The following is a 23868-nucleotide window of genomic DNA, read 5'->3' on the forward strand; positions in this document are numbered from 1 at the left end:
TTTTATTAAGTCCTTTTATAGGTTTGTAGTTTTACCTTCAACTTCCTGCCAGGATAAAATTTCGCCTTTATTATTCTTTAAAAAATCGTCTGCACTGGCTTTACTTTCAAAAGCAGCGAAGTGACCTCCCATGGGCGCATTTAACTCCAGACTTTTTACAAAAAACAAATCCCCTGCTGTTAGAAGTTCTTTCTTTTCTGTAAAGTCATTTATATAAGCAGTTCCATTACTCTTATCTGTTTTTCTAAAGTTTAACAAGCAATGAACATCATCAAAGTGATATACTTTTCCTTTATCGGTTACCCATTCATTTGCAAACTTTTTTTGCATAATCGTCATTTTGCAAAAGTCACAAGACTCTCTTCCATACCTAATAGGCTGGGGACCTGCAGAGCATGACTGCAACGCTAGTAACATAAAAACGGCAATTGCAATTTTGTTCTTTTTTAAAACAATCCATTTTGGCTTTAAGAGAAGAAGGTAAGCAAAAAGCAATAAGGTACCTGCAACAATAAACAACCAACCACCCAGGTCAGGAATTGAAAAAGCGCCAAAATTCAATAATTGTTTGTAGCCTAATAAAGGCGGCTGGTAAAACATTCCAGGAACTTGTATAGCAGCATTAGGATCGAGGTTGTGCCCGTAGTTATATTCCCAACGGTAAAAGTCTACCATTGAGATGATAGCCACGAACATAAACAATGCTGTATAGGTATAGTAAATGTTTTTCTTGTTAACAATTGCGGTTACTAATCCCAAAATGACAAGGGTGCTGATAATATAAGGCAACAGTGTAAATTCCATAAAATCCTGTGAATGCAAGGTGTGCATACCAATGTAATGGTTCAAGCCATTTACCACATCAACATCTCCTGCAAGTCCTTTTGCAAAAATCTTCAGCATCAATCCTTCCGGATATTGAGGAGCACTTAACTCTATTTGCCATATCGGCAGAAATATTGCACCTGCAAGCAGCAATGCTGCAAGTACTACTAAAAGCCGTGGCCATTTATAATCGTATTTCATAATTAAAAACTTTTAAGAAGTTTGAAGTTGTTTCAGTACAAGAGTTGGAAGCAACGGAAGTCTAATAAACACCGAATTCTAAGCCGAAAAAAACTTCAAACGTGAATGGTGAAAAGTGAAAGACCAATAGGAAACCGTCGTTTCACTTTTCACCATACTTTTTAAATTACATTATCTTTTCGCCTTTCCAGGTCCGCCGCCGGCAGCACCGGAGTCGGCCCCTGAAGGATTATTGGTTGCTCCGTTATTTGTACCTATAGAAAATGTTAAGGGCACGTTTGAGCCAGAAGGGGAAACCCTTACATACCCTTGCATTTCCTGGTGCAGGGCACTGCAAAAATCAGTACAATAAATTGGCACTATTCCTACGCGGTTTGGTATCCACTTTAAAGTTTGGGTTTCTCCAGGTAAGACTATAAGCTCTGCATTATTTGCACCTTTTATTGCAAATCCGTGGGGTATATCCCAATCCTGCTCAAGATTAGTTACATGAAAATAAACTTCATCGCCCATTCTTACTCCTTCAATATTATCAGGAGCTAAGTGAGAGCGAATGGCAGTCATATATACATGCACTTTATTGCCTTCTCGCACTACTTTTGCCGCGCCTTGTCCCATGGTTACATGCGCACTTTTGTTTTGTTCAATGTTGAAGATTTTTAAAGAGTTTTTTGATATTAAACTTGCCGGGATAGACTGAGCATAGTGAGGCTCGCCAATGGTTGGATAGTCAAGTATCAATTGCATTTTATCTCCACTAATATCAAATAACTGAGCGCTTTGTGCAAGCTCGGGGCCCGTAGGCAGGTAGCGGTCTTTGGTTATCTTATTATAAGCCACCATGTACTTACCATAAGGCTTTCTGCTATCACCGCCGGGAATGCTTAAGTGTCCGATTGAATAATAAGTTGGAACACGATCCAATACTTTTAAATCTTTAATATTCCATTTTACAACTTCAGAAGAAATGAAGAAAGAAGTGTAAGCATTTCCTTTACCATCAAACTCTGTATGCAATGGTCCAAGGCCTGGCTTTTTAACTTCGCCGTATAATGCTGCTTCATATTTTATGACAGGAATACCATCGTAGTCGCCATCAAAGGTTTTATCCTGTATGGCTTTAAGCATTTTAGTATAAGAGAATACAGGAATCAGCGCTGCCAGTTTTCCGCTGCCTACTATATATTCACCTGTTGGGTCAACATCACAACCATGTGGTGATTTAGGGCAAGGTATCATATAAACAGCATCAGGAACATCTTTCACATCAATGGTAGTAACTTCATTTTCCATAGTGGAAGTGGAAGAGTGTGTAACATCGCTATAAGTATTATGAGCATATTTTACACTTTCCTTTTTACCCTTGCCTTGTTTAATATATTCTTCTACTTTTTTCCAGTTAACAGCCATGATAAAATCTTTATCACGTTGTGATGCATTTACCTCAAGCAGAGTATTAGCCTGCTCAGAATTATAGCAACTGAAGAAGAACCAACCATGGCTTGGACCTTTACCAGCATGGCTTAAGTCAAAGTCTACACCTGGCGTTTTTATCTGGAAAGCAATGCTCATATTACCGCTGTTAGGGTCAACTTTTACAAAGCTTAAGGTTCCTTTAAAGTTCTTTTTATAAGTATTGATAGGAACATCTCCATTGCTATTGTCTAAAGGGACACTAAAGCGTGTACCGGCAATAACGTATTCTGTGTTTTCGGTTATAAAAGGTGAAGAGTGATTTCCGGCGCTGTTTGGTATTTCAAGTATTTCGGCAGTGCGAAAAGTTTTTAAATCAATACGTGCAAGCCGAGGTGTGTTATTGCCATTAGCAAAAGTCCACCGTCCATCTATTTCTCCGTTTGTCTGCGATGCTTCGATATGGTGCAAATCATCCCAGGGTATAAAACCATGTGAAGTATTCAGCATTCCTTTTGTTTCTTCACTATATCCGTATCCATCCTGTGGATCCTGGGAAAATACAGGAATAACTCTTAGCAAACGGCCTGAGGGTAAACCATACACACTCATTTGGCCGCTAAAACCACCTGAAACGAAATTGTAAAATTCATCGTATTTGCCGGGAGCTACGTAAGCTTTCTGCGCGGCATCTGAGCTGACAGCATTACCCGCATTTTTGGGCTTGCAGGCGGCCATGCTCAGTATGAGACAAAGCGCTGCCACTGTCAACAAATTAACATTTAAATTTTTCATTCTATACTTTTTTTAAATTTTTATTTATTTAACCCCATCGTTCTTACGCATAAATTCGTAGACATTGCGGGCATCGTCATCACTAAGATTTTGATTAGGCATTCGCACCATACATATTTCTAATTGAGCCTGTGCTTTGGGGTCTTTTGTAATCATTTCGTCTGTATTAGTAACAAAATTCATTATCCATTCAGGCTTGTGGCGTTGTGTTACGCCTTTCCATCCCGGACCAACCAATTTCTCTCCGGTTGTCTTATGGCAGGAAGAACATTTTAAGTTATATATTTTTTCCCCTGCAGATGCCTTGGTCGCATCAAGCTGATTAGGGATATCGACATGGGTAAATTTTCCGGTACCTCTCTCAGGATCATAAGAAGGATTTTGGGCGGAAGCGTCTGAACTTTGTGAAGGTGTTGCTTCATCTGTAGTCGAAGCCGGCTTTTGGCCACCACCACCACAAGAATAAATGAACAAAGTACCGGCAAGTGCAAATAATACAAATAATTTTTTCATGTAGCGAAGATTTTTTTAGTAAACAACCAACTTGGTGTTATGCAAGATTAGACTGAAAATAATAGGTAATACATGATTTAAATCATACTTTAAAGAGGTTTTAGTCATTTATTCCAACGAGTGTATCAAAAAACTTTGCAATAAATTCAGAAGTTACTGGAAGGAAATTATAAAAACAGGTTACAGAGAAATTTACAGTTAATGTATTAAAATGTTGAGAGTTTTAATTGTAATCAGAAAAGAAGTGACAACTCTCTTATAAACTTTTTGAGGCAACAAAATAACTTTCTTCAACATCGTTGCGTCACTCACTTGTACTGTTAGTTTCCGCATTCAGCTTTTTTAAACTTTTGCTATTATGAATGTCCTTACAAGAAAAAAAGCTGCGAAGGCTTCAAATTTTAAAATATTATGAATGCAAAACTTTCAGCTCGTTCATTAAAAAACTGGTACGTAATTGCGTTATTCAACCTTGCTATTTTAGCCCTGTTAGGCTTAATACTCAGGTATAAAATAAACTTTGCTTTACCCTTTATTGAACAGGAGAATTTACTGCACGCTCACTCCCACTTTGCCTTTAATGGGTGGATAGGCTTTTTATTACAGCTACTTATTCTTGATGAATTTACCGGTGATTATAAAAAATCAGCAAAGTTTTGGAACGGCTTTTTTATGGTATCTACCATTGTTAATTATGCAATGATAGTCAGCTTTGCATGGGTAGGCTATGCCGGTATATCTATTATTTTGTCTACTATCGCTTTATGGCTTTCTTATGTTTTTGCTTATAAAATCTATAAAGCTCTTCACCCTTTTAAAAATAGGCAAATAAGTACTCTTTTTGTAAAAGCTTCTTTATTTTTCCTGTTGGTATCTTCTCTTGGGCCTTATGCACTGGGGATAATAATGGCAACAAAAATAACACATCCTTACTGGTCTCATAACGCATTGTTTTTCTTTCTTCACTTTCAGTACAACGGCTGGTTCACCTTTGCTGTGCTGGCTTTCCTGTTTAAAAAACTGGAAACGAGTGCCTTGTTTAATGTAAAGGATGCACGTATTTTTTATATCCTCCTCGCCGGAACGTGTATCCCTTCATACTTATTTACTTCGTTGTGGCAGCACAGACCCTTTAGCATTACAATAATCATTGTAATTACCGCCATTCTTCAAACAGCTGCTTTATATTTTTTGTGGAAGTTGCTTTATAAAAACATGAAAAATGTTTATTCAAACCTGCCTGCTATTTGCCGATGGTTATACTCGTTGGCAATCAGTGCATTTATTTTAAAAGTTTTACTGCAGTTCTTCTCTGTTCATCCGGCAGTGACACAACTATCCTTTGGTTTCCGTCCAATTATTATAGGTTACCTGCATTTGATTTTTCTGGCGTTTATCAGCATGTTTTTACTGGGGCTGATGACCGATAAGAAAATTCTTTCCCTTAATTATAACGTGACTCCAATGGGGCTAATAACTTTTGCAGCAGGAATTATTTTAAATGAACTATTATTGGCGATACAAGGCTTTGCGGCAATCCACAATTTGTTTTTACCAAAACTGAACATCCTTCTTTTTGCAAATACTTTTATTTTAGTTGCAGGGGCAATACTATTATTTATTGCTGCGAGAAAGCCAACTGTACATTCATTTAATGCTGGTTATAAACTTTCAAATACAGAACAAGGCAAATTTAGAGCAGGCAAGTTATAAGGAATAGAAATTTAATATTCTATAGCAATTTACAATACATCTTATACATGAATTGCAACAGAATATTTAAACCAAAAAAACTTACTTTTTGTAAATTATATAAAACTGATAATTAACGTCCAACGCACAAGTAGCCCAGAAGCAATAAAATAACTATTAATAAGGTAAATTTCTCAATTTCTTTTCATCTAAAATAATCACCTTACCCGTTTGAATATCTATAAGCTTTTCATCTTTAAAATCTCCCAGGGTTCTTATAAGCGACTCCGTTGCAATTCCGATTGATTGCGCCATATTCTCTCTTGACAAATTCAAAATAGGTTTTTCGTCTTCTTTTAATTTGTATTTATCATACAACTGAATAAGCCCGTAAGCTACTTTTCTACGCAAAGAATTATAAGCAAGATTGACAAGACTTTCTTCTTTTTCAATAATATTTTGGGTTATTATCTTAATGAAACTTTGTGCTATTTGCATATCGTTTGATAGCAGTTGCATAAAATCGTCCCGGGGTATCAGCATTAGTTGGGTTTCTTCTAATACCTGGGCTTCTTCTTTATAATTTACATCTTCTAAAATGGCAGTATAACCAAAAAAATCCCCGGGACCGAAAATGTTGGTGATAAGTTCTTTACCATCCTGGTTAGTCTTCGATATTTTTACTTTACCACTTATTACATGATATACGACTCTTGGCCGTTGGCCTTCTTTGTATAAAACATGTTTTTTATTATAAGTATAAATGTCTCTTTCATCTGATGTTAATTGAACTTTACCGGTTTGTTGAGCATTTGCGATAAATTCATTGATCGCTTCGTGACCTGTATATTGCTGTTTTAGCAAATCGGTTTTTTTCAATCTAACTTCAATAGCATTTAACAGCTCAATACCATCAAATGGTTTTGTTATATAATCATCTGCACCCATTTCCATTCCTTTTCTAAAGTCTGATTTTTCTGATTTTGCCGTTAAAAAAATAAATGGAATCGAAGCAGTTTCTTTATGCTTGCTTAACAGGTGGCATACCCCATAACCGTCAAGTACAGGCATCATAATATCGCAAACAATAAGATCAGGTCGCTCTTTTATAGCAAGCTCTACACCGACTTTGCCGTTTTCTGCGGTAATTACTTTATAATTTGAAAGTTCAATTATTTCGGCTGTATTTTCTCTGACTTCTAAATTATCTTCTATTATCAATATTTTTTTCATAAATTTCTTTAAGATGATTGTTCTGTGGAATGTGAATTGTCACCGTAGTACCTTCATTAAGTTTACTTCTCAGTTCTATTCTTCCGTTCATTAATTCCAGGTATTTACTTACAATGTGCAAACCCAAACCTGTTCCCTGTATATTACTTGCATTTTTGGCACGGAAGAAGCGCTCGAACAAATGTTGCTGGTCCTCTTGCGATATGCCAATGCCATTATCTATAACAGCAATAACCAAATTGTCATTTGTAAGATAGGCAGAAACGGTAATCGTCGAATTTTCGTTTGTAAATTTTATCGAATTTGAAATTAAATTTATTAAAACGTTTTTAAGTAAATTTCTATCAACCCAAACCGGTGTATTTATAGTATTATTAAAATGTATTTTTTGACCTGGTCTTAATAATGCATCCATTTCCTGAAGTAAGGCATGTATGTCTTCCAGGAATGCACTGGTGCTGATCGTTTCCATTTTTGTCTGCACCAATCCCTCTTCCAGTTTACCAAGAGATAGAAAATCTTCAAGTATTCCCTTCATTACACCTACCGCTCCTTTTATGCGATGAATGTGTTTTTCAAACTTCTCGTTTGGGTTAGCCTGGTTGTATTTTTCCATCAGGTAGGCTGACGAAAGAATAGTGCTTAAAGGAGTTCTGAATTCATGTGAAGCCATTGTAACAAACCTCGATTTCAACTCGCTCAGCTCTTTTTCATTTTCAAAAGCTTCGCTCAGTTCCTCTTTAGACTTCTCCAATTCGGCTAATGCTTCGCGCAGCATTTTTGTACGATCACTGACCTTCTGTTCCAACTCACTATTCATACTTTTAATTTCACCAGTCACAATTTCAAGTTCCTGCTTTTGTTCTAAAACAACTTCTTCCTGCTTTTTTCTTACAGTTATATCAACTACAAACGCAATTACAAAATTGTGACCATTAATAGTATAATTGCTGAGGCTTACCTCAACCGGAAAAGTGCTTCCATCTTTTTTCTGGCCAAAAAGATCTCTTCCATGGCCCATAGCCCTTACTTCCGGGCTGGAGTTGTAATCCTGGCGGTATTGTACATGTTTTTCGCGAGCCGAAGGCGGGATGAGCACTTCAACGGTCTTTTCAAGCACTTCATCCTTAGAAAATCCAAACTGTTTTTCTGCAAATTTGTTGAAATTTATAATTCTCCCTTCGCTGTTTGTTACTATAATACCTATAGTAGCGTAATTGAATAGAGCTTCAAACTGCTCGATATTACTTACCTGTTTTTGCTCCCTACCTGCTATATTTACAGACATCATTTATCGTTTACGTTTCACAACTATTACTATTACTTAGGCCTTCTTTTTTCTGCTAAAAATTAAATTTTATAAAATTAAGCAAGTCTTTATCAATAACGGTTAGTCAAATATTATAAATCGTATCCTAAATTGGTCTGGTACAATTTTTCTACATGCTAATAAGCAAGCTTCAGTATTTTTTAAAGAATATTGTTTTTTGGCAGCCAACAGGAGGAAAAATTTGCATCTTCTGTTGCCACGCTCGGTTCAAATAAAGGTTTCCATAGCAGCATTTCTCAGGCAGCCGATATAACTTCCGAACCGTCAATTTCTTTCCCGGGTTCTTCCTTAATCGTATCCTTTTTTTCAGGAAGTATTAGCAAAGGTACCGGTGTACGAAAAATCATGTTTTTTGTTACACTTTTTGTAAATAGCCGTTCAAACAATGTGTGTTCGTGGGGAATAACAGCTACCAAATCTACGGCATATTGTTTTACAAACGCAATCATAGCTTTAGCCACATTTCTTGCTTTTGGAAAAACATAAGAAGGATACAAGCTTGTTAGAAACCAAATTAATTTTTTTGACTTTATAACCCTTGATGCCACCTCATCCATAGAATTTTTAATCACTCTTACAACAAAAAGCCTGGATTCAAATTTCTCTACGATCTTCTTCAAAGGCTCTAAAATCTGTATATCCGTATCATCGGTAATGTCGCTGGCAAGAGCAATTGTTTTTGGAATAGAAAATACAGCATCTGCCGGAACAACAATTAAGGGAACCTGGGAGTGTTTACACAAATCAGTAACAGCACTTCCAAAATATTTTCTTATTTCCTTTCCCCGTTCTTTCATTCCTACAATGATGTAAGAGGCTTTGTATTCCAGAGCGGCGGAAAGAATAGAACTACTGACAGGCCCCTGCCTGCTTTGGGTCTCTAATGCAATTGTTCTGCGCGGATCAATCGTTTCAGCCTCATCCAGCAATTGCTTGTAACTGTTTCTCTCCAGTTCTTTAGAAGTCAGATAAAGCGAACTTTCAGGTAAAGCTGCTGGCATTGTGAAGGCGGTAAACAAAATAACTTTTGCCCTAATTAATCGTGCAAGTTCAAATCCGTAAATTGTCGCATTTCGCGCTGCAGAAGAAAAGTCCGTAGCAATAAGAATAGTTTTCATTAAGACCTTTTTCTCAAAGCTAACTTTCAGGTATTTTGTTTAGTATGTCTTATAACAGGCTAACTAATGATTTTAATCACTTTTTTATACAATGGTATTTTTTAGAAAGGCGCAGTTGTAAAAATCTAAATGGAAAATTTAATAAAACAACCAGGGTTTTCTTATTTCAAGTATTGATAAAGATCGATTTGGCAATTGCCTAGAAATAAAATTTTAGCATCAGGTATAAGATAAACGTGAATTGGTTTTTTAATGATTTCAGGAAAAGTGAGCTGTTATTGTTTAATAATCCTTCCGTCCTCCATTTCAATTATTCTGTTTGTATTTGCAGCAAAACCCTGGTCGTGGGTAACTATTAATAAGCTTTGATTAAACTCAACAGATATCTCTTTAAATATCTCAAATACAATTTCGCTATTTTTTTTATCAAGGTTGCCTGTCGGCTCATCTCCCATAATTATAAGTGGATCATTGATCAACGCCCGTGCAATGGCCACCCGCTGTTTCTCTCCACCCGAAAGCAGGTTTGCCTTTTTATTTGCCTGGCTATCTATTCCTAACTTTTTCAACCGCTGCATTGCCCTTTCTTCCACCTCCTGCTCACTATATTTCTGCAGTTTAAGACCGGGTAACATCACATTTTTAAGTACCGTAAACTCATTGATTAGGTAATGAAACTGGAAAACAAACCCGATTTTTTCATTTCTGATTTTTGCAAGTTGTGCTCCATTTTTTCTAACCATAGATTCATTGTCTATCAGTAGCTCACCTTCGTAATCAGTATCCATTGTTGATAAAATATATAGCAACGTAGACTTGCCGCAGCCAGACTTTCCCACCACCGACACAAACTCTCCCTTTCTTATTGAAAAAGTTATATTCTGCAGAACCTGTACTGTTACAGGATCGCGAAAGCTTTTACCAATGTTCTTTGCTTCGAGAATTGTGTCGTTCATACTACTTTCCTCTTATAATAATTACCGGGTCTACCTTGCTTGCCCTGCGTGCCGGAAATAATCCTGCTAAATAAGTAGTGAACAATGAAAATGCAATGGCTATAAAATAATAAACAGGATTGTAATTTACAGGGTATGTTTTCACTGCCGGCAGGCCACTCATATTAAAAGGAATATTGTCAACGCCAACCGATAACAGGTATCCAAAAAAAAGACCGGCCAAACCTCCAAAAAGCCCAATACTAAGCGCAATGGTTATAAATACCAGGTTAACATCTTTGCCTGAAAAACCGGTAGCTTTTAAAATAGCTATGGTATCCATTTTTTCATAGATCATCATGTTGAGAATATTATAAATACCAAAGCCTGCTACAATTAAAAGAGTTATACCGACCACATAAGAAATTAATGTTCTTACTGAGCTGCCTGTTTCAAACTGTGAGTTAGCCGTCTGGATATCTTCGGCATCAGTATCAAACAATGCGACATACTCTTTAGCTACCGCTGGAGCCTGGGTTATATCCTTTAGATTAATCTGGATATCGGTTATATAACTATTGGTTTTCCCGAGCAACTTTTGTGCAGTGGCAATAGACGTGTAGCTTTGAACTTTGTCTATATCCAAAATTCCCGATTGAAAAAATCCCACAACCTTTAGTGACATGCGGTCGCCTTTTGATGAAGTCACCTGTACAACATCTCCAATGTCGGCAAGTAACTTTTGGGCTATTGCTTTTCCTAAAATAATACTGTTACTTACATTGTTAAGATCTGTGGCCCGGCCGGCAGTGATATAATCATTAAAATGATACCATTTGCTTTCTCCCGCTACGTCTATACCGTCTATAAGACCGGAAAAATCAATTGAGCCATCATTGTAAAAAACCTGTGTTTTTATTTTAGGCACAAACCCAAGAACACGATTGTCTGCTTTTATGGCTTGAATAATTGTTGCGCTGTTATGAATCTCAGACCTGCTCTGCGCGGATTTTACGGACTGAATAAAATTGTGAAAATGTTTATATTCTTTAGCAGTATTTATGGGCTGATTTTTATTTGGCTCTACGTCGTTAAACAACCTTACATGCGGCAATCTGTTTAAAATCAAACCGTCGAGCAGTTTATTTAAACCTGTCATAAAACCAAGCATGGCGATAAACATGGTAATACTAAAAGTTACCCCTATTGCAGCTACCAGTGTCTGCCTCCACCGTGCGAGTAACAGTGCTCTCGCTATTCCTGCTATTAGTTTGTAATTCATGGCTTACGTATAATATCGGCTGCAGTGAGTCCACTTAGTATTTCTACTTTCTGATAATCTTTTAACCCCGTAACAACTTTTCTTCTTTGCTTATCATTTGTAATTACGTAATCATCGTCTGTTACATAATCTCTTGGAATGGTTAAAGCTTTTTCTTTTGTTTGAATAACTATATTAGCCTCTGCAGTCAAATTAGGATAGAGTACAGGAGGCTTTGATATGAACCCCGCTTCTATGGTAAAAGACCTCGTTCTGTCATTCATGATCGGGTCAATTTTCTGAACCATGGCTTCAAAAACTTTTCCTTTATAACTGTCCATGCTTACCATGATTTTTTGCCCGATTCTTATTTTCGCTATATCAAATTCATCTATCTGCAATTCAAGAATAAAATTGGCGGCATCTCCAATAACAGCTACCGGTGATTGAGGAGTTACAATCTCCCCCTGTTCTTTCAAAATGCTGTAAACCCGTCCGTTTACCTCGCTTCGGATTGTATAATCTTTGGCCAGCGTACTAGTTATCTCCAAATTTTTCTTTGATTGTGATGACGAAAAATTCAATTGTTTTTTTAAATCATTATATCTCAGAACCGACGACTCAAGAGCCGTTTTTGAATTTATATAGGCAAGTTCTCTTTGTTCCAAATCTATTTTTGTCCCTATTTGCTGAGACCAAAGATTTCGTTGCCTCACCATCAGCAATGAATCATTCATCAATTTTGACCTCGCCAGGTCAATGTTTATTTTAAGTTCATTTAACTTGTCACGGTTAGTGTTTATATCAGAATATTCTGCGGCCAGCTTTGCATTTTCTACATTTAGCTTAGATGCTTCATTTACAAGTACAATTAATGGCTCGCCTTTTTTTACCACATCGCCTTCCTTCACTACTATTTTTTGTATTAATCCACTTACGGTTGAAAATACCTCATACTGGTTTTTGCTTTTTACTATACCAGACGCGTATACTGACTCTGTAATGCTTTCAACAAGCGGCTGTACTTTTTCCACCCTCTCTTTGCACGCAGCAAAATATGACAGGAAAAGTACCAGGTAAAAAATAAATTTCATTGTATAATTAGATTTCTAAATTACCATCAGGAAAATAATAGCAGCTTGTTTACAGCTACATGCACTAATGATTTTGATCATGGTTTATTTAAAATCTTTTATCTATTTCAATGCCTGATCGCATTTTAAAACAAGATTATCACGATGAAGTTTTAGAATTGAATATAGCAGAATGAAAGGATACAATATAATTAGTGCCAGTGGGCATAAAGAAATTTGAGCTTTCGCTTTATTATCACTTTTCTAACTTTCGCCTGATCCACTTTTCTATTTCTACTGCGTGAAATACTATAGCGGAAGCAACAACACAGATAAATAATTCGACCAGGCTTAAGGGTTGTGTTTTAAAAAGCTGGTTAGCATAAGGCAAATAAATAACTGTTAACTGAAGTATGAATGTTAGCAATACGGCACCTAACAGTGGCAAATTTGAAAACAATCCTTGTCGAAGCAGAAACTCCTTCTCACTTCTTATTGCGAGCACATGGCCCAGTTGAGAAAGTGATAAAACAGTGAACACCATTGTTTGCCAATGAACATCATTGTTATGTAAAGCCCAGGCCTGAACTCCTAATGTTACACCGGCCATTAATAAACCCACCCACACAATATGTAAACCTATGCCTCCTGCAAAAAGGCTTTCATTGGCAGCACGTGGCGGCCTGTTCATTACATCTTTTTCTGCTTTTTCACTCGATAAGGCTAAACCCGGAAGTCCATCAGTAACCAGGTTTATCCAAAGAATATGTATGGGCAATAACGGGATAGGCAAACCAATAATTGGTGCAAGGAAAATCGTCCATATTTCTGCACCGTTGCAGGTCATAATATATTTCACAAATTTCCTGATGTTATCATAAATACGCCTGCCTTCTTTTACTGCCTTTACGATAGTGGCAAAATTGTCGTCGAGCAAAATCATGTGGGCTGCTTCTTTACTCACGTCGGTACCATTGATACCCATTGCGACACCTATGTTGGCTGACTTTAATGAAGGAGCATCATTTACACCATCGCCAGTCATTGACACGAAATGATTTTTATGCTGTAGTGCTTTTACAATATTTAATTTCTGCTCTGGTGATACACGGGCATATACTCTTATTCTTTCGACTTTCTCTTCAAATTCTTCATTTGATAATGCCTGTAATTCGCTTCCTGTAATTACCAAATCATGTTCGGAGAGTATTCCGATTTGTCTCGCCACTGCTGATGCCGTTGCGGGGTGGTCACCCGTTATCATCACTACATGAATACCTGCAGCTTTACACTCTTCAATTGCCAGTCTTACCTCTTCCCTTGGTGGGTCGATCATACCAACGATTCCGGCAAATGTCAGGTCTTTTTCAATACTGTTATAGGAGAATGATTCGGGCAACCGGTCTGATATTTTATAAGCATAAGCCAATACCCTCATCCCGTTTGCAGCAATAACATGAGCTTTATCTAAAATTGAATTAACATTGCCTGTATCTGACAGAGTTGTAACAATAGACTCGACGGCCCCTTTTGACACAATAAGAAATTTATTATTAAAACGATGAATAGTGGACATGCATTTACGGTCGGAGTCGAAGGGTAATTCTGCCACCCGCGGAAATTGTTGTTCCAACTCATTTAATTCATGAAAGGAGTGCTGTAAGCCGAAATAATCGACAACCGCCGTTTCTGTAGGGTCACCCAATAAGGTGTTTATTTCTGTTTTCTTTACGTCGTGGTTAAGAGCAATTGCACAGTCGAGCGGTGAAATATTTTTATAAAACACGGGAGCTCCGGAAGCTTCCGCTTGCACTACTTTCATTTTATTTTCGGTAAGGGTACCGGTTTTATCAGAACAAATAAAAGTAACTGAACCTAACGTTTCAACAGCAGGCAATTTTCGTATAAGCGCATTTTTCTTTACCAGCCGTCTCGCTCCTTTTGCAAGAGCAATAGTTATAAGAGCAGGCAAAGCCTCAGGTATCGCCGCGACTGCTAATGAAATAGAAAGTAACAGCATTTTTATCGGCTCCTCGCCCCGCAACAATCCTACTGCAAAAAGTAAAATACATATAAAAAGGATGAGGTAAGAAAGTCTTTTCCCAAAATCTCCCATTCTTTTTTGCAAAGGAGTAACGGCCTCATCTTGCTGTAACATGCGGGCAATAAGACCTATTTCCGTATTCATGCCTGGCGCCACTACAATGCCTCTTGCCCTGCCATTAGTTACCAGCGTACTTTTGTAAGCCATATTTAACCTGTCACCAATAGGAAGGTCTTTTCCTTCTAATATTTGTTCCGCTTTATCTGCAGGAACCGATTCTCCTGTAAGTGCAGACTCATCAATTCGGAGACTATGCGTTTCTATCAACCGCAGATCTGCCGGCACGGCGTTGCCAGCCTCTAAAAGAACAATGTCGCCGGGAACAAGCTGTGCTGATGGAATGGTAGCAGGATGACCATTGCGTAAGACATGTGCCTGGATGGCTGCCATTTTCTTTAGAGCTTCCATTGCTTTTTCCGCCCTGTATTCCTGTACAAAGCCGACTACTGCATTTAGCAATACAATCACCAGAATAATTATTGTATCGGTTACATCGCCGGCAATACCTGAAATGATAGCAGCTGCGATTAATACCAATATCATGAAGTCTTTAAACTGGTTAATAAATAGCAGCCATGCAGGTTTTTTCTTTTTTTCCTCTAATTCATTTGCACCAAATTCTAAAAGCCTTTCTTCAGCAGTTTCAGTAGATAAACCCGAAACAGAAGAATTTGTAAGCTCAAAAACTTTATTGATATCGAGCAGATGGAAGTTCATAAAATTTTAAAAAGGTCTTTTTTTAAAGATATATTTTTAAGCCCTTTAAAAGAATGACAGGAGTCACTAAAGCTTATGAGAAATAATATTGAAAAATAATGAACCAATACTTTCTTAAACAATTATCACTTTCAAAAGTTTTTCAGCCTTTTTGACAAAAAAACAAATTATTGGCTGTGTGAATCGAATAACAGTTACCGGACGAATGAATCGAATAAATAAATTGAATTATCTTGTTACCGTTTTTTCCGGTGTTCTCACTTTAATAACTAATACAATTTTTGAAATATATTACCCGCACAATTCTTGTATTATCAGTTGTCAGTTTGTTTACAGATGTGGCCAGCGAAATGCTTTACCCTGTAATGCCTGTATATTTACAAACCATCGGATTTTCGGTTGCACTTATAGGATTGCTGGAAGGGCTGGCAGAAGCGACTGCAGGTTTAAGCAAGGGATATTTTGGTAAGATGTCTGACAATATGGGACGTAGAGTTCCATTCGTTCGGGCAGGGTATGCGTTAAGCTGCATATCGAAACCTATGTTGGCAGTTTACACTTTTCCTTTGTGGGTATTTTTTGCAAGAACACTTGACCGATGTGGCAAAGGATTGCGTACAGGTGCAAGAGATGCTATACTTTCTGATGAAGCAACACCGGAAACCAAAGGAAAGGTTTTTGGCTTCCACCGGGCAATGGACACATTAGGCGCAGTAGTAGGACCGTCTTTAGCTTTGCTCTATCTCTATTTTTATCCGCTTCAATATAAAACATTATTTTTTATCGCATTTTTTCCAGGACTTGCTGCCGTATTCGCATCGCTGTTTCTTAAAGAAAAAATAAAAGAACCCCCTCCTAAAACTTCTGCATCACTTTTTGCTTTTATGAATTATTGGAAGGAAAGTCCTTCTCTTTATAGAAAAGTTGTAACGGGACTGCTGGTTTTTACACTTTTTAATAGTTCTGACGTATTTCTTTTGCTAAGGGCAAAGCAATCCGGATTGAGTGATACATTGGTTATCGGAGTATACATATTTTACAATCTTGTGTACGCCTTGTTTTCACTTCCGGTTGGCATCGTTGCAGACAAAATAGGCTTAAAGACAATTTTCATAACCGGCCTTTGTTTGTTTGCCGCTGTATACTTTGGTATGTCTTTAAATGCCGGTATTTATATTTATATCTTTCTGTTTTTTCTATATGGACTATATGCGGCTTCTACCGAGGGTATTTCAAAAGCATGGATAAGCAATATAACAGACCGGAAAGATACTGCAACCGCTATAGGTCTCTTTGCCGGATTCCAAAGCATATGTGCCCTGTTTGCAAGTTCATTAGCAGGAATTATCTGGTATACATGGGGAGCTTCCACAACTTTTATTACAACGTCTGCTATAACGGTTGTAGTTATTCTTTACTTCTTGTTTGCGGTTCCTCAGCCGGCCATTAACAAAAGTAGTAACTCCTGAAAAAGATTGTCTGTCGCCAGTAACATACATTCTTATTGCACCTAGTTTTACACGCCTTTTTACACTTCTCCCAAATCATACTCTTACCTGCTTACCGTCATAAAAATGCCGTTAATGAAAACATAGTTTTACTTAAAAGTAAAGGCTATGAGAAAAACTAAATGCCTTTTCATTTTAAATATCTTATAAACGTACTGTTGTGCGGGCAGAAGTATCATAGACATTTTGTAAATTTTTTTTATAAGCCCTGTTTATAACTTAAGTGCGCCTTTAAATGCACAAGCGGCCTTGGAATATTCTTCAATAAAAAATACGGTTATGAGAAAGTTGAATATATATTCTGCGGTTATTTTTTACTTCATTGTAGCTTATGCGATCGCATGGGGAGGCATACTTTATTCTTTTGGAAGCGAGGGATTTAAACTTTACCAGGGCGAGGGTGTATTATCAGGAAGTATTGATCAAAAGTTTTTGTATGTATGGATAGCAATGCTGGCAGGGCCTTCTATTGCAGGCATTTTGCTCACTGCTATTACAGATGGCAAAAAGGGCGTAAGGCATTTGCTTGCATCTATATCAATTTGGAAAGTTGAAATTAAATGGTATGCATTTGCACTTTTTATATTCCCGGTTGTGCTGCTTTTTATTTTAGCTTCATTTTCAGTTTTTTCATCTAAATTTTATCCTTCAACCATGATAACGATAGGCTTAGCTGCCGGTCTGATCGGGGGATTTTTTGAGGAGATTGGATGGACAGGATTTGCTTTGCCAAAGCTACAGTTAATATACACCCCTTTAAAAGCAGGCATCATACTGGGAGTAGTACATGCTTTTTGGCATTTATTGGGCGATTTGTGGGGTGGGGTAATTTTCTATAAAGAATTATACGAGATACATTTTTTTCTTTGGATACTTTGCCTGACAGCTTTCCGTCTTGTTGCCAGTTGGATTTATAACAATACAGGCAGTCTTCTTTTGGCCCAATTAACACATGCAAGTTTCACCGGCAGCCAGTTAATGTTTAGTCCCTCAGCATTGAATCCAACTGAATCAATTGTATGGTATGCAGCATTTGTTATAGTTCTCTGGATAATTGTAATAGCAGCATTTTTAGGCCGAAAAGGCAAAACAAGCATTTCTGTAGAAAACAGGATAAAATCTATAAGTCATGTTTATTAAGTATAAAGATTTACAAAAGCTTTTTGTATCGGAGATTAATGAGGAACTATCGAGATTTCCTGTTGAAGCACCAGGTATAATTACAGAAAAAGATATTGAACATCTGCCCGAACCTGTAAAAAAATATTTTCGCTACTGTGGTCTTATTGGTAAAAACAAGATGATGAATGCAAAAATTGAATGGAAAGATGTTTATTTAAAAAGAGGTTTTAATGAAAAGTGGATGAGTATGTATTGCTCACAGTTCAACTCTGTAGCGGAGCCTACCCGCATTGTTTTTATGAAAGCAAAAATTTTGCGAATGATTCCTTTCGAGGGACGTGACAAATGTCAACACGGACACGGCAATATGTTGATAAAACTACTGAGAATGTTCACCATCGCTGATGCAAAAGGAAAAGAAATGGATGCATCCGCTTTAGTAACTGTCCTGGCAGAAGCGTTGTTGGTTCCGGGATATGCTTTACAGAAATATATTAAATGGACACCGATTGATATAAAATCTGCAAAGGCAACACTTACGTGGAAAGAATGTGAAGTAAGCGGGATATTCTTCTTTAATGACAAAGGAGAATTCGAACGATTTGAAACAACCGACCGTTATTATTCAACAACAGGAAAAGATTACAAAAAAATAAAGTGGACAGCAACAGTAGATATATATCACGAAACAAACGGAATAAGGTGCCCTGCATATTTTAGAGCAACATGGAACACAGAAAAGGGCGACTTAGACTACTTTAAAGGAAGTCTGGCTACTATCAGGTACAACATAAGGAATTACTAAATTAAGACTTAGAGTAGTTCATTATATTAACACAACAGACCCCTATGCTAACCCGCTCACACGATTGATTTCACTATTTCTCACTATTTGCGCTGTAAGTTTCTATAAAGCAGCAATCCCACAGGTATAGGCAACCAAAACGTAAAAAAGCGATAAAGCAAGGTTACAATTAAAGCAGCGTGTAATGGTACGCCTAACGTAGTATAAAAATAGGTCATTGCACTTTCATAGGCTATAAGAGATCCGGGAGATAGGGGCAGGGCACCTATTACAAGCGACAGTAATAATCCAAGTATAATGCGGGAAAAAGCCAAACCTACATGAAAGCCTTTCAAAAGTGCATAGGCGGTAATAACATCACAAAAGATAATAGAAAGCTGAAGGAGTATTGCAAGCACTGTCGCTTTTTTATTTCGCACAAACTCTTTCATGCTTGCTTCATGCTCATTTTTAAGAGAAGGAAGGTTTGCTTTCTCTATGTACCGCTTGATACTGCCGAAGCGGCCCAACTTATTAAGTACAAAAGATATTGTCTCTGTGCTGCTTATAACAATCATAACAATACCGAGAAAAATGTAAAACACAAAGCCAGCAATAGCGGTGTAAATAATAACATGATTAGCATGCAGAGAATAATGAAGGTACCAGCAATAAAAAATTAACAGCAGCATGAGAAATGCTATATAATAACAAATACTTTCTAATACCAGTGCTGTAAATGCTCGTGACGCAGAAACTCCCCTTTTTACAAGTTGATTAAATACATAACCATTGCCACTAACACCACCTGTAGGCAGCGCCTGGTTAACAAACATAATAACAACTGAAATTTTAAAGAGTAAACCAAAATTTATTGTACCACGCTGCTGTGGCAGCAATGTGTGAAGTATAAGCGAGTTAAGCACATAAGTGGCGATCTGTGAACCAAGGGCAACCAACAACCATCCCGGACTTAGTTGTAGCAAGAGAGCTTCTATATCTTCCAGTTTGCCAACGTAATGAACAGCGAGGTAGAAAACAATAAAAGACAAAATATAAAATACAATGCGGGAAGGTGCAAATAAAGTTTTTCGTCTTTTTGGGGTCATGGTAAGAGTAGGCTATGCCCTAACCAAATATAAAAAATAATTACTATAAAACATTTTGATTGTACATTGAGGCTGAGCAACCGACCTTGTTGTGTCTCAGACTTGTACCTTTACCAGTAGTTTAAGTTGTTTAAAATTGCAGCTTTTGCTTATTGCTATAATTACGGTCAAAATTTAAGCTTGAACCCTCTAATTCGCAACTAGATATATTTCTGATCTTTTCATGCCTTTTTTGCCATATCCTTTTGTCCCATTTCATTCAGGTGAGCCAGGCTAAGATCGTCAGCAGATACAGACTCGACCCAATCGCCATTTTCCAGGAAAAATATCTGTACAAACAACCCAAAAAAATGCCTGAAATCTTGCTCAACTTTTCCTGTTTTATACCACGATTTTATTTCTAATGCGCCACTATTATGGTTCTTTCTTATTTCTCCTATTTTTTTGTCTGCAATTATTCGATGCTCTCTAAAAGACGATTCCTGCCATTTATGCCTTACATCATAAAACTCTATTTTTAAGAACGGGAAGCACTCATTAAATTTATCCTGCAACTCTGAGGTAGTTTTATTATCGTCGATGCTTAAAATCATATTCTTCTTAATTGTGCTGTATAAAAACTCCGTAGATTTTTGTAAAAATAAAAACAATAAAATCTTTGAGGAATGTAAAAGCTGCTACATAAAATAAAACCGCAACAACCCAGGCTATTAATCGATGAGAAAATATTTTATGAAAGTTCCCGGTAATCATAATAGTACATTTTATAAGTAAATAATTTCATACGAAGAGACTTTAAATAATTTCCTTTAGAGACTATTTAATGGTTATGGGCAATAAACAGCGGAAGATTCACTTTTTCTATTAAACAATCTGCCAGGCTTCTTTTAAACAACCGCGATACCATATTTCTTTGATAAGCACCCAATACCACGAGGGCGTTCTCTTTTTGTAATTTCAGGTAAGTAGTAATTTCCTGTTCAGCGTCTCCTTTTAATACAGTAAATGTTGCGTGCGGAAAATGGCGGTGCATAAACTCCTTCATATACTTATTGTCAGGTAAATGATACGATTCTTTTTCATCGTTTATTGACAGAACTTCAGTTTCTATATATTTAAGGGCAGGAAGCAAATAGCTAAACATTTTTATTGCATAAACCGAGGCAGGCTTACCATTGTACAGTAAAATAATTTTACTTATAGGCTTAAAAGTATGCGGGACTACCATTACAGGGCATTGTGTTTCAGCTAACAGCTCGCGCATAAACTGAGACGGCGCCTGCTCTTCAAACCGGGTAAAAGTCTCATTTTTGTAAATAACAAGTAAGTCACTATAAATTGTTTCGTGCAATAAATCAGGAAAAGCTGCATCCTTATCGCGGTGAATAGAATAATTTAGTTTAGCATTTTGTACTTCACTTTCAAATAAATGCACTGCATTCTCCCTCTTTTCCTCGTCCTCTTTATCAAGTTGTTTCAAATTGCCCTGGCTACCATTGCCGTCAAAACGAACCTGAGAAAGACGATAACTATGGTACAAAATATCGTCTAAAAAAACCCCTACAAGATGAGCATTACTATGTTTTGCAAGATAAATGGTATAATCCCTGGTACTCTCAGAAAACTTATAACCATCAAAGGCGCCTATAATCTTCTTCATTGCTGATCTATTTTAACTTTGATACAAAGAATGGGACGTAAATTTTCTTATGTTGAAACGCTTATTACTCTTCGTTTGCTTCTTCCAGACGTAATCAGGTTTTTCCTTTAATAACCAAACCATTGCATAAGCCATAATAAGTGTGCTTGGAAATGCTGAGGCAATGCCTAATGGCATAATAGCAACCAGAAAAACAATGGCGCCAATAACTCCTGCTTTATAAAACCACCCTTTTAGTAGCAGCGAGACAGCAATAAAACTTTGTGCAGTTGCAATAGAGCCAACAACCAATACTACATGTTTGCTAAACCAACCTGTAATAAACAGTCTGTATATACCTAAAGCGGCTTCAGAAGTGCGAACATAATCCTCGGGTGATTGAAGGGAAAGTTTCCAATTAATATAACTGGCTGAGGCAAACAATATAAAAAACAATACACGGGCCACCTTCGGAAAGAAAACTGAAAAAAATAGCAATATCAATGCAAAAGCATTTGAGATTAAATAACCTACTAAAAAAGTTTGATCTTCAAGGCCTTTCATAATAAGGCGATTTAATTGTTATCTGAGATAGGAGAACAAATTTGGATATTTCATATCTACTTTACAATGACGATGGTCAAGGTCTTGTATGATTGCTATCTTAATTAACCATTATCCAACTACTGGCTACACGTAATTGAAAAAACGTTTTTACAAAAACTGAAAGATTATAAATTATGGGCAATAAATACTGGAATACAATGATCCTTAATAAGTTTTTCAACAAAACTTTCCCTGAATAAATTAGACAACCCTGAACGACTAAAAGCCCCGGTAACTAATAAAGCATTCTTGCTGTAATGAACCCAATCAACAAAATGGTTTGAAGTATCAAAGTGAAGTTTTTCAATGTTTACATTTGTATAGTGTCGGCAGGCATATTCCTCCAGGTACTCAATATCGGGTATACTGTCTTTTCCATCATTGTCAATATATACAATGTTGATTTCGAGATTTGAAAAGTTTGGAAAAAGTAAGGAAAATAATTTTAAGGCAAATAAAGATTGACGTTTCCCGTCATAAGCAACCAGTATTTTTTCAATAGTTTTGTAATTTTCGGGAATAACCATAACAGGACATTCAGCATTATGAATTACCTGGCGCATAAAATGATTAGGTTGTCGCGCTTCCCAGTCTTTAAAAAACAATTCTTCACTCATAACCAACAAGTCTGAAAACCTCGACTCCTTCACAAGATCATTTATCTCCCAAGATTTCCCTTCCTCATGTAACCGGTACTCAATGCCATTGCTAATGCATTTTTGTTTAAATAATTCAACACTGTTCATTGCATTTACCCTTTCTTTTGCAACGAGTTCTGCTATTGGTCCCGGATCTGGATAAAGTGAAGATGGTATAAGAATTCGATAGTCAATAGAAAGAAAAAAAGCTCCGGTTAACAATATTGGTTCTGCTTCATTTAATGATTTTATAAAAGCAAAAGCAGCATTTGAAAAATTTTTACCATCACAGGCAAGAACAATTGTTTTCATAGTATGATCTTTTAAATTACTTGGAGGTAAGCAATATCAGAATTTAAAAAAGAGAAGTCTATATCCCTTTTTAGGCTTAAACTACATTCGTTAAAACTCGTAAACTTCTTTTCCCACCACCTTAAGTTTGTTTTCAACCGAAGTAACTCCGGGACCTGCCCATGCAGCATATTCTGCATCATCCTTTTCGGCCAGAGAGTCTACTGTTCCTGTTAATATCACCGTAGTACCTTCTACTTCAACATTCACTTTCTGGGCATCAATTGTAGCACTGCGATGAAAAGCTGCTGATATTTTTTGCTTAATGTCTTTTGGTACCAGCGTAGGTTTTATTTTAATAAAGTTGTAGATCTCCCGAACTCCAATCAAACCTTCTATTGCATTTCTTGCAGTTTCACGTTGAAATTTCCATTCAACTTCACCTTCGAGTGTAACAACACCATCTTCAACTTCCACTTTTATTTTGTCTTCATTTGTAAAGCCACGCCATTTAAGTGCTTGTACAACTGCTTCCGCAATTTCTGTATCAGTTTTGCGATCGTCAGAAGAAATGCCTACCTGGATGTCCTGAGCGACAGCTTTTACGCCTGCAATCTTTTTTGCTGCCCTTTCGGCTGCAAGTTTTCTGGAATAAGTGTCAACTCTTCCAGATAGTGTGACTATTCCGTCTTTTACCGCTACACCGATTTCTGAAGCATTTAAAGACGGCTCCCATTCCAACTCGTTCATTACATCTTTTTGAATATCTGCATCATTTCTCATAGAAAGAGATTTTATGTGTCTAAATCAGTTCGCACCTTTATTCCCAAATAGACTGCGTTTTCAATTTAAAAGAGGCAAGTGTAAATGTAGATAACGCACTTGCTGAAAAAAAATGATTTGAAACAGGCGAAACATTGACGTTGATTATAAAATTATTGTCGAATCTTACAGAAGAGCG

The 23868-nt window shown here is 36.9% G+C and carries 20 protein-coding genes; 4 read left to right on the forward strand and 16 right to left on the reverse strand.

The window, feature by feature from the left end; all coding sequences use genetic code 11:
* Nucleotides 1-15 precede the first annotated feature (15 nt).
* From B154_RS31715 to B154_RS0126815, 3 genes are all read right to left on the reverse strand, one after another.
* Entirely contained in the window at nucleotides 16-1026 is a 1011-nt protein-coding gene (locus B154_RS31715; RefSeq protein WP_018617446.1) for a nitrous oxide reductase accessory protein NosL, read from the reverse strand.
* A gap of 171 nt (nucleotides 1027-1197) precedes the next feature.
* On the reverse strand, nucleotides 1198-3234 hold the full coding sequence (gene nosZ, locus B154_RS0126810; protein ID WP_018617447.1) for a Sec-dependent nitrous-oxide reductase: 2037 nt from the start codon (nucleotides 3232-3234) through the stop codon (nucleotides 1198-1200).
* Nucleotides 3235-3258: 24 nt separating this feature from the next.
* The gene (locus B154_RS0126815; protein ID WP_018617448.1) at nucleotides 3259-3747 is read right to left on the reverse strand and encodes a c-type cytochrome; all 489 of its coding nucleotides are present in this window, start codon (nucleotides 3745-3747) and stop codon (nucleotides 3259-3261) included.
* 411 nt (nucleotides 3748-4158) lie between these two features.
* Between B154_RS0126815 and B154_RS0126820 the strand changes: the two genes are divergently transcribed.
* Entirely contained in the window at nucleotides 4159-5460 is a 1302-nt protein-coding gene (locus B154_RS0126820; RefSeq protein WP_018617449.1) for a hypothetical protein, read from the forward strand.
* Nucleotides 5461-5616: 156 nt separating this feature from the next.
* On the opposite strand, the gene B154_RS0126825 is transcribed toward B154_RS0126820, so the two are convergent.
* From B154_RS0126825 to B154_RS0126855, 7 genes are all read right to left on the reverse strand, one after another.
* On the reverse strand, nucleotides 5617-6672 hold the full coding sequence (locus tag B154_RS0126825) for a response regulator (protein WP_018617450.1): 1056 nt from the start codon (nucleotides 6670-6672) through the stop codon (nucleotides 5617-5619).
* Nucleotides 6644-7963, reverse strand: a complete 1320-nt coding sequence (locus B154_RS0126830; RefSeq protein ID WP_245542658.1) for a sensor histidine kinase — start codon at nucleotides 7961-7963, stop codon at nucleotides 6644-6646. The genes B154_RS0126825 and B154_RS0126830 overlap by 29 nt, the downstream gene beginning before the upstream one ends.
* Before the next feature lie 275 nt (nucleotides 7964-8238).
* Complete coding sequence (locus tag B154_RS0126835; RefSeq protein ID WP_018617452.1) at nucleotides 8239-9120, reverse strand: universal stress protein; 882 nt, start codon at nucleotides 9118-9120, stop codon at nucleotides 8239-8241.
* A 275-nt stretch (nucleotides 9121-9395) separates the two neighbouring features.
* On the reverse strand, nucleotides 9396-10076 hold the full coding sequence (locus B154_RS0126840; RefSeq protein ID WP_018617453.1) for an ABC transporter ATP-binding protein: 681 nt from the start codon (nucleotides 10074-10076) through the stop codon (nucleotides 9396-9398).
* A 1-nt stretch (nucleotide 10077) separates the two neighbouring features.
* On the reverse strand, nucleotides 10078-11337 hold the full coding sequence (locus B154_RS0126845) for an ABC transporter permease (RefSeq protein ID WP_018617454.1): 1260 nt from the start codon (nucleotides 11335-11337) through the stop codon (nucleotides 10078-10080).
* Nucleotides 11334-12410: an efflux RND transporter periplasmic adaptor subunit gene (locus B154_RS0126850; RefSeq protein WP_018617455.1), complete on the reverse strand. Its 1077-nt coding sequence runs from the start codon at nucleotides 12408-12410 to the stop codon at nucleotides 11334-11336. Before B154_RS0126850 ends, B154_RS0126845 begins: the two co-directional genes overlap by 4 nt.
* 235 nt (nucleotides 12411-12645) lie before the next feature.
* A complete protein-coding gene (locus B154_RS0126855) occupies nucleotides 12646-15210 on the reverse strand; it encodes a cation-translocating P-type ATPase (RefSeq protein ID WP_018617456.1) in 2565 nt (854 codons plus the stop codon).
* A 281-nt stretch (nucleotides 15211-15491) separates the two neighbouring features.
* Here B154_RS0126855 and B154_RS0126860 point away from each other — a divergent pair, with 281 nt between their 5' ends.
* From B154_RS0126860 to B154_RS29920, 3 genes are all read left to right on the forward strand, one after another.
* Nucleotides 15492-16679: an MFS transporter gene (locus B154_RS0126860; RefSeq protein WP_018617457.1), complete on the forward strand. Its 1188-nt coding sequence runs from the start codon at nucleotides 15492-15494 to the stop codon at nucleotides 16677-16679.
* A 318-nt stretch (nucleotides 16680-16997) separates the two neighbouring features.
* Complete coding sequence (locus tag B154_RS0126865; RefSeq protein WP_018617458.1) at nucleotides 16998-17858, forward strand: CPBP family intramembrane glutamic endopeptidase; 861 nt, start codon at nucleotides 16998-17000, stop codon at nucleotides 17856-17858.
* Nucleotides 17848-18645: a DUF6544 family protein gene (locus tag B154_RS29920; RefSeq protein ID WP_018617459.1), complete on the forward strand. Its 798-nt coding sequence runs from the start codon at nucleotides 17848-17850 to the stop codon at nucleotides 18643-18645. Before B154_RS0126865 ends, B154_RS29920 begins: the two co-directional genes overlap by 11 nt.
* Before the next feature lie 83 nt (nucleotides 18646-18728).
* Here the strand turns inward: B154_RS29920 and B154_RS0126875 are convergent, their stop codons facing one another.
* From B154_RS0126875 to B154_RS0126905, 6 genes are all read right to left on the reverse strand, one after another.
* On the reverse strand, nucleotides 18729-19733 hold the full coding sequence (locus tag B154_RS0126875) for a lysylphosphatidylglycerol synthase transmembrane domain-containing protein (RefSeq protein ID WP_018617460.1): 1005 nt from the start codon (nucleotides 19731-19733) through the stop codon (nucleotides 18729-18731).
* Nucleotides 19734-19954: 221 nt separating this feature from the next.
* A complete protein-coding gene (locus tag B154_RS0126880; protein ID WP_018617461.1) occupies nucleotides 19955-20326 on the reverse strand; it encodes a hypothetical protein in 372 nt (123 codons plus the stop codon).
* Nucleotides 20327-20553: 227 nt separating this feature from the next.
* Nucleotides 20554-21393: a universal stress protein gene (locus B154_RS0126890; RefSeq protein WP_018617463.1), complete on the reverse strand. Its 840-nt coding sequence runs from the start codon at nucleotides 21391-21393 to the stop codon at nucleotides 20554-20556.
* A 12-nt stretch (nucleotides 21394-21405) separates the two neighbouring features.
* Nucleotides 21406-21936, reverse strand: coding sequence for a hypothetical protein (locus B154_RS29925; RefSeq protein WP_018617464.1), 531 nt, complete (start codon nucleotides 21934-21936; stop codon nucleotides 21406-21408).
* A 167-nt stretch (nucleotides 21937-22103) separates the two neighbouring features.
* On the reverse strand, nucleotides 22104-22928 hold the full coding sequence (locus B154_RS0126900; RefSeq protein ID WP_018617465.1) for a universal stress protein: 825 nt from the start codon (nucleotides 22926-22928) through the stop codon (nucleotides 22104-22106).
* A gap of 90 nt (nucleotides 22929-23018) precedes the next feature.
* Entirely contained in the window at nucleotides 23019-23690 is a 672-nt protein-coding gene (locus tag B154_RS0126905; protein WP_018617466.1) for a BON domain-containing protein, read from the reverse strand.
* Nucleotides 23691-23868: the final 178 nt, after the last annotated feature.

Source organism: Segetibacter koreensis DSM 18137 (assembly GCF_000374045.1).
Lineage (GTDB): Bacteria > Bacteroidota > Bacteroidia > Chitinophagales > Chitinophagaceae > Segetibacter > Segetibacter koreensis.

Coding starts and splice junctions, on each gene's coding strand:
- B154_RS31715 (WP_018617446.1), bottom strand. CDS start 1,026: ATGAAATACGATTATAAATGGCCACGGCTTTTAGTAGTACTTGCAGCA.
- nosZ (WP_018617447.1), bottom strand. CDS start 3,234: ATGAAAAATTTAAATGTTAATTTGTTGACAGTGGCAGCGCTTTGTCTC.
- B154_RS0126815 (WP_018617448.1), bottom strand. CDS start 3,747: ATGAAAAAATTATTTGTATTATTTGCACTTGCCGGTACTTTGTTCATT.
- B154_RS0126820 (WP_018617449.1), top strand. CDS start 4,159: ATGAATGCAAAACTTTCAGCTCGTTCATTAAAAAACTGGTACGTAATT.
- B154_RS0126825 (WP_018617450.1), bottom strand. CDS start 6,672: ATGAAAAAAATATTGATAATAGAAGATAATTTAGAAGTCAGAGAAAAT.
- B154_RS0126830 (WP_245542658.1), bottom strand. CDS start 7,963: ATGATGTCTGTAAATATAGCAGGTAGGGAGCAAAAACAGGTAAGTAAT.
- B154_RS0126835 (WP_018617452.1), bottom strand. CDS start 9,120: ATGAAAACTATTCTTATTGCTACGGACTTTTCTTCTGCAGCGCGAAAT.
- B154_RS0126840 (WP_018617453.1), bottom strand. CDS start 10,076: ATGAACGACACAATTCTCGAAGCAAAGAACATTGGTAAAAGCTTTCGC.
- B154_RS0126845 (WP_018617454.1), bottom strand. CDS start 11,337: ATGAATTACAAACTAATAGCAGGAATAGCGAGAGCACTGTTACTCGCA.
- B154_RS0126850 (WP_018617455.1), bottom strand. CDS start 12,410: ATGAAATTTATTTTTTACCTGGTACTTTTCCTGTCATATTTTGCTGCG.
- B154_RS0126855 (WP_018617456.1), bottom strand. CDS start 15,210: ATGAACTTCCATCTGCTCGATATCAATAAAGTTTTTGAGCTTACAAAT.
- B154_RS0126865 (WP_018617458.1), top strand. CDS start 16,998: ATGAGAAAGTTGAATATATATTCTGCGGTTATTTTTTACTTCATTGTA.
- B154_RS29920 (WP_018617459.1), top strand. CDS start 17,848: ATGTTTATTAAGTATAAAGATTTACAAAAGCTTTTTGTATCGGAGATT.
- B154_RS0126875 (WP_018617460.1), bottom strand. CDS start 19,733: ATGACCCCAAAAAGACGAAAAACTTTATTTGCACCTTCCCGCATTGTA.
- B154_RS0126880 (WP_018617461.1), bottom strand. CDS start 20,326: ATGATTTTAAGCATCGACGATAATAAAACTACCTCAGAGTTGCAGGAT.
- B154_RS0126890 (WP_018617463.1), bottom strand. CDS start 21,393: ATGAAGAAGATTATAGGCGCCTTTGATGGTTATAAGTTTTCTGAGAGT.
- B154_RS29925 (WP_018617464.1), bottom strand. CDS start 21,936: ATGAAAGGCCTTGAAGATCAAACTTTTTTAGTAGGTTATTTAATCTCA.
- B154_RS0126900 (WP_018617465.1), bottom strand. CDS start 22,928: ATGAAAACAATTGTTCTTGCCTGTGATGGTAAAAATTTTTCAAATGCT.
- B154_RS0126905 (WP_018617466.1), bottom strand. CDS start 23,690: ATGAGAAATGATGCAGATATTCAAAAAGATGTAATGAACGAGTTGGAA.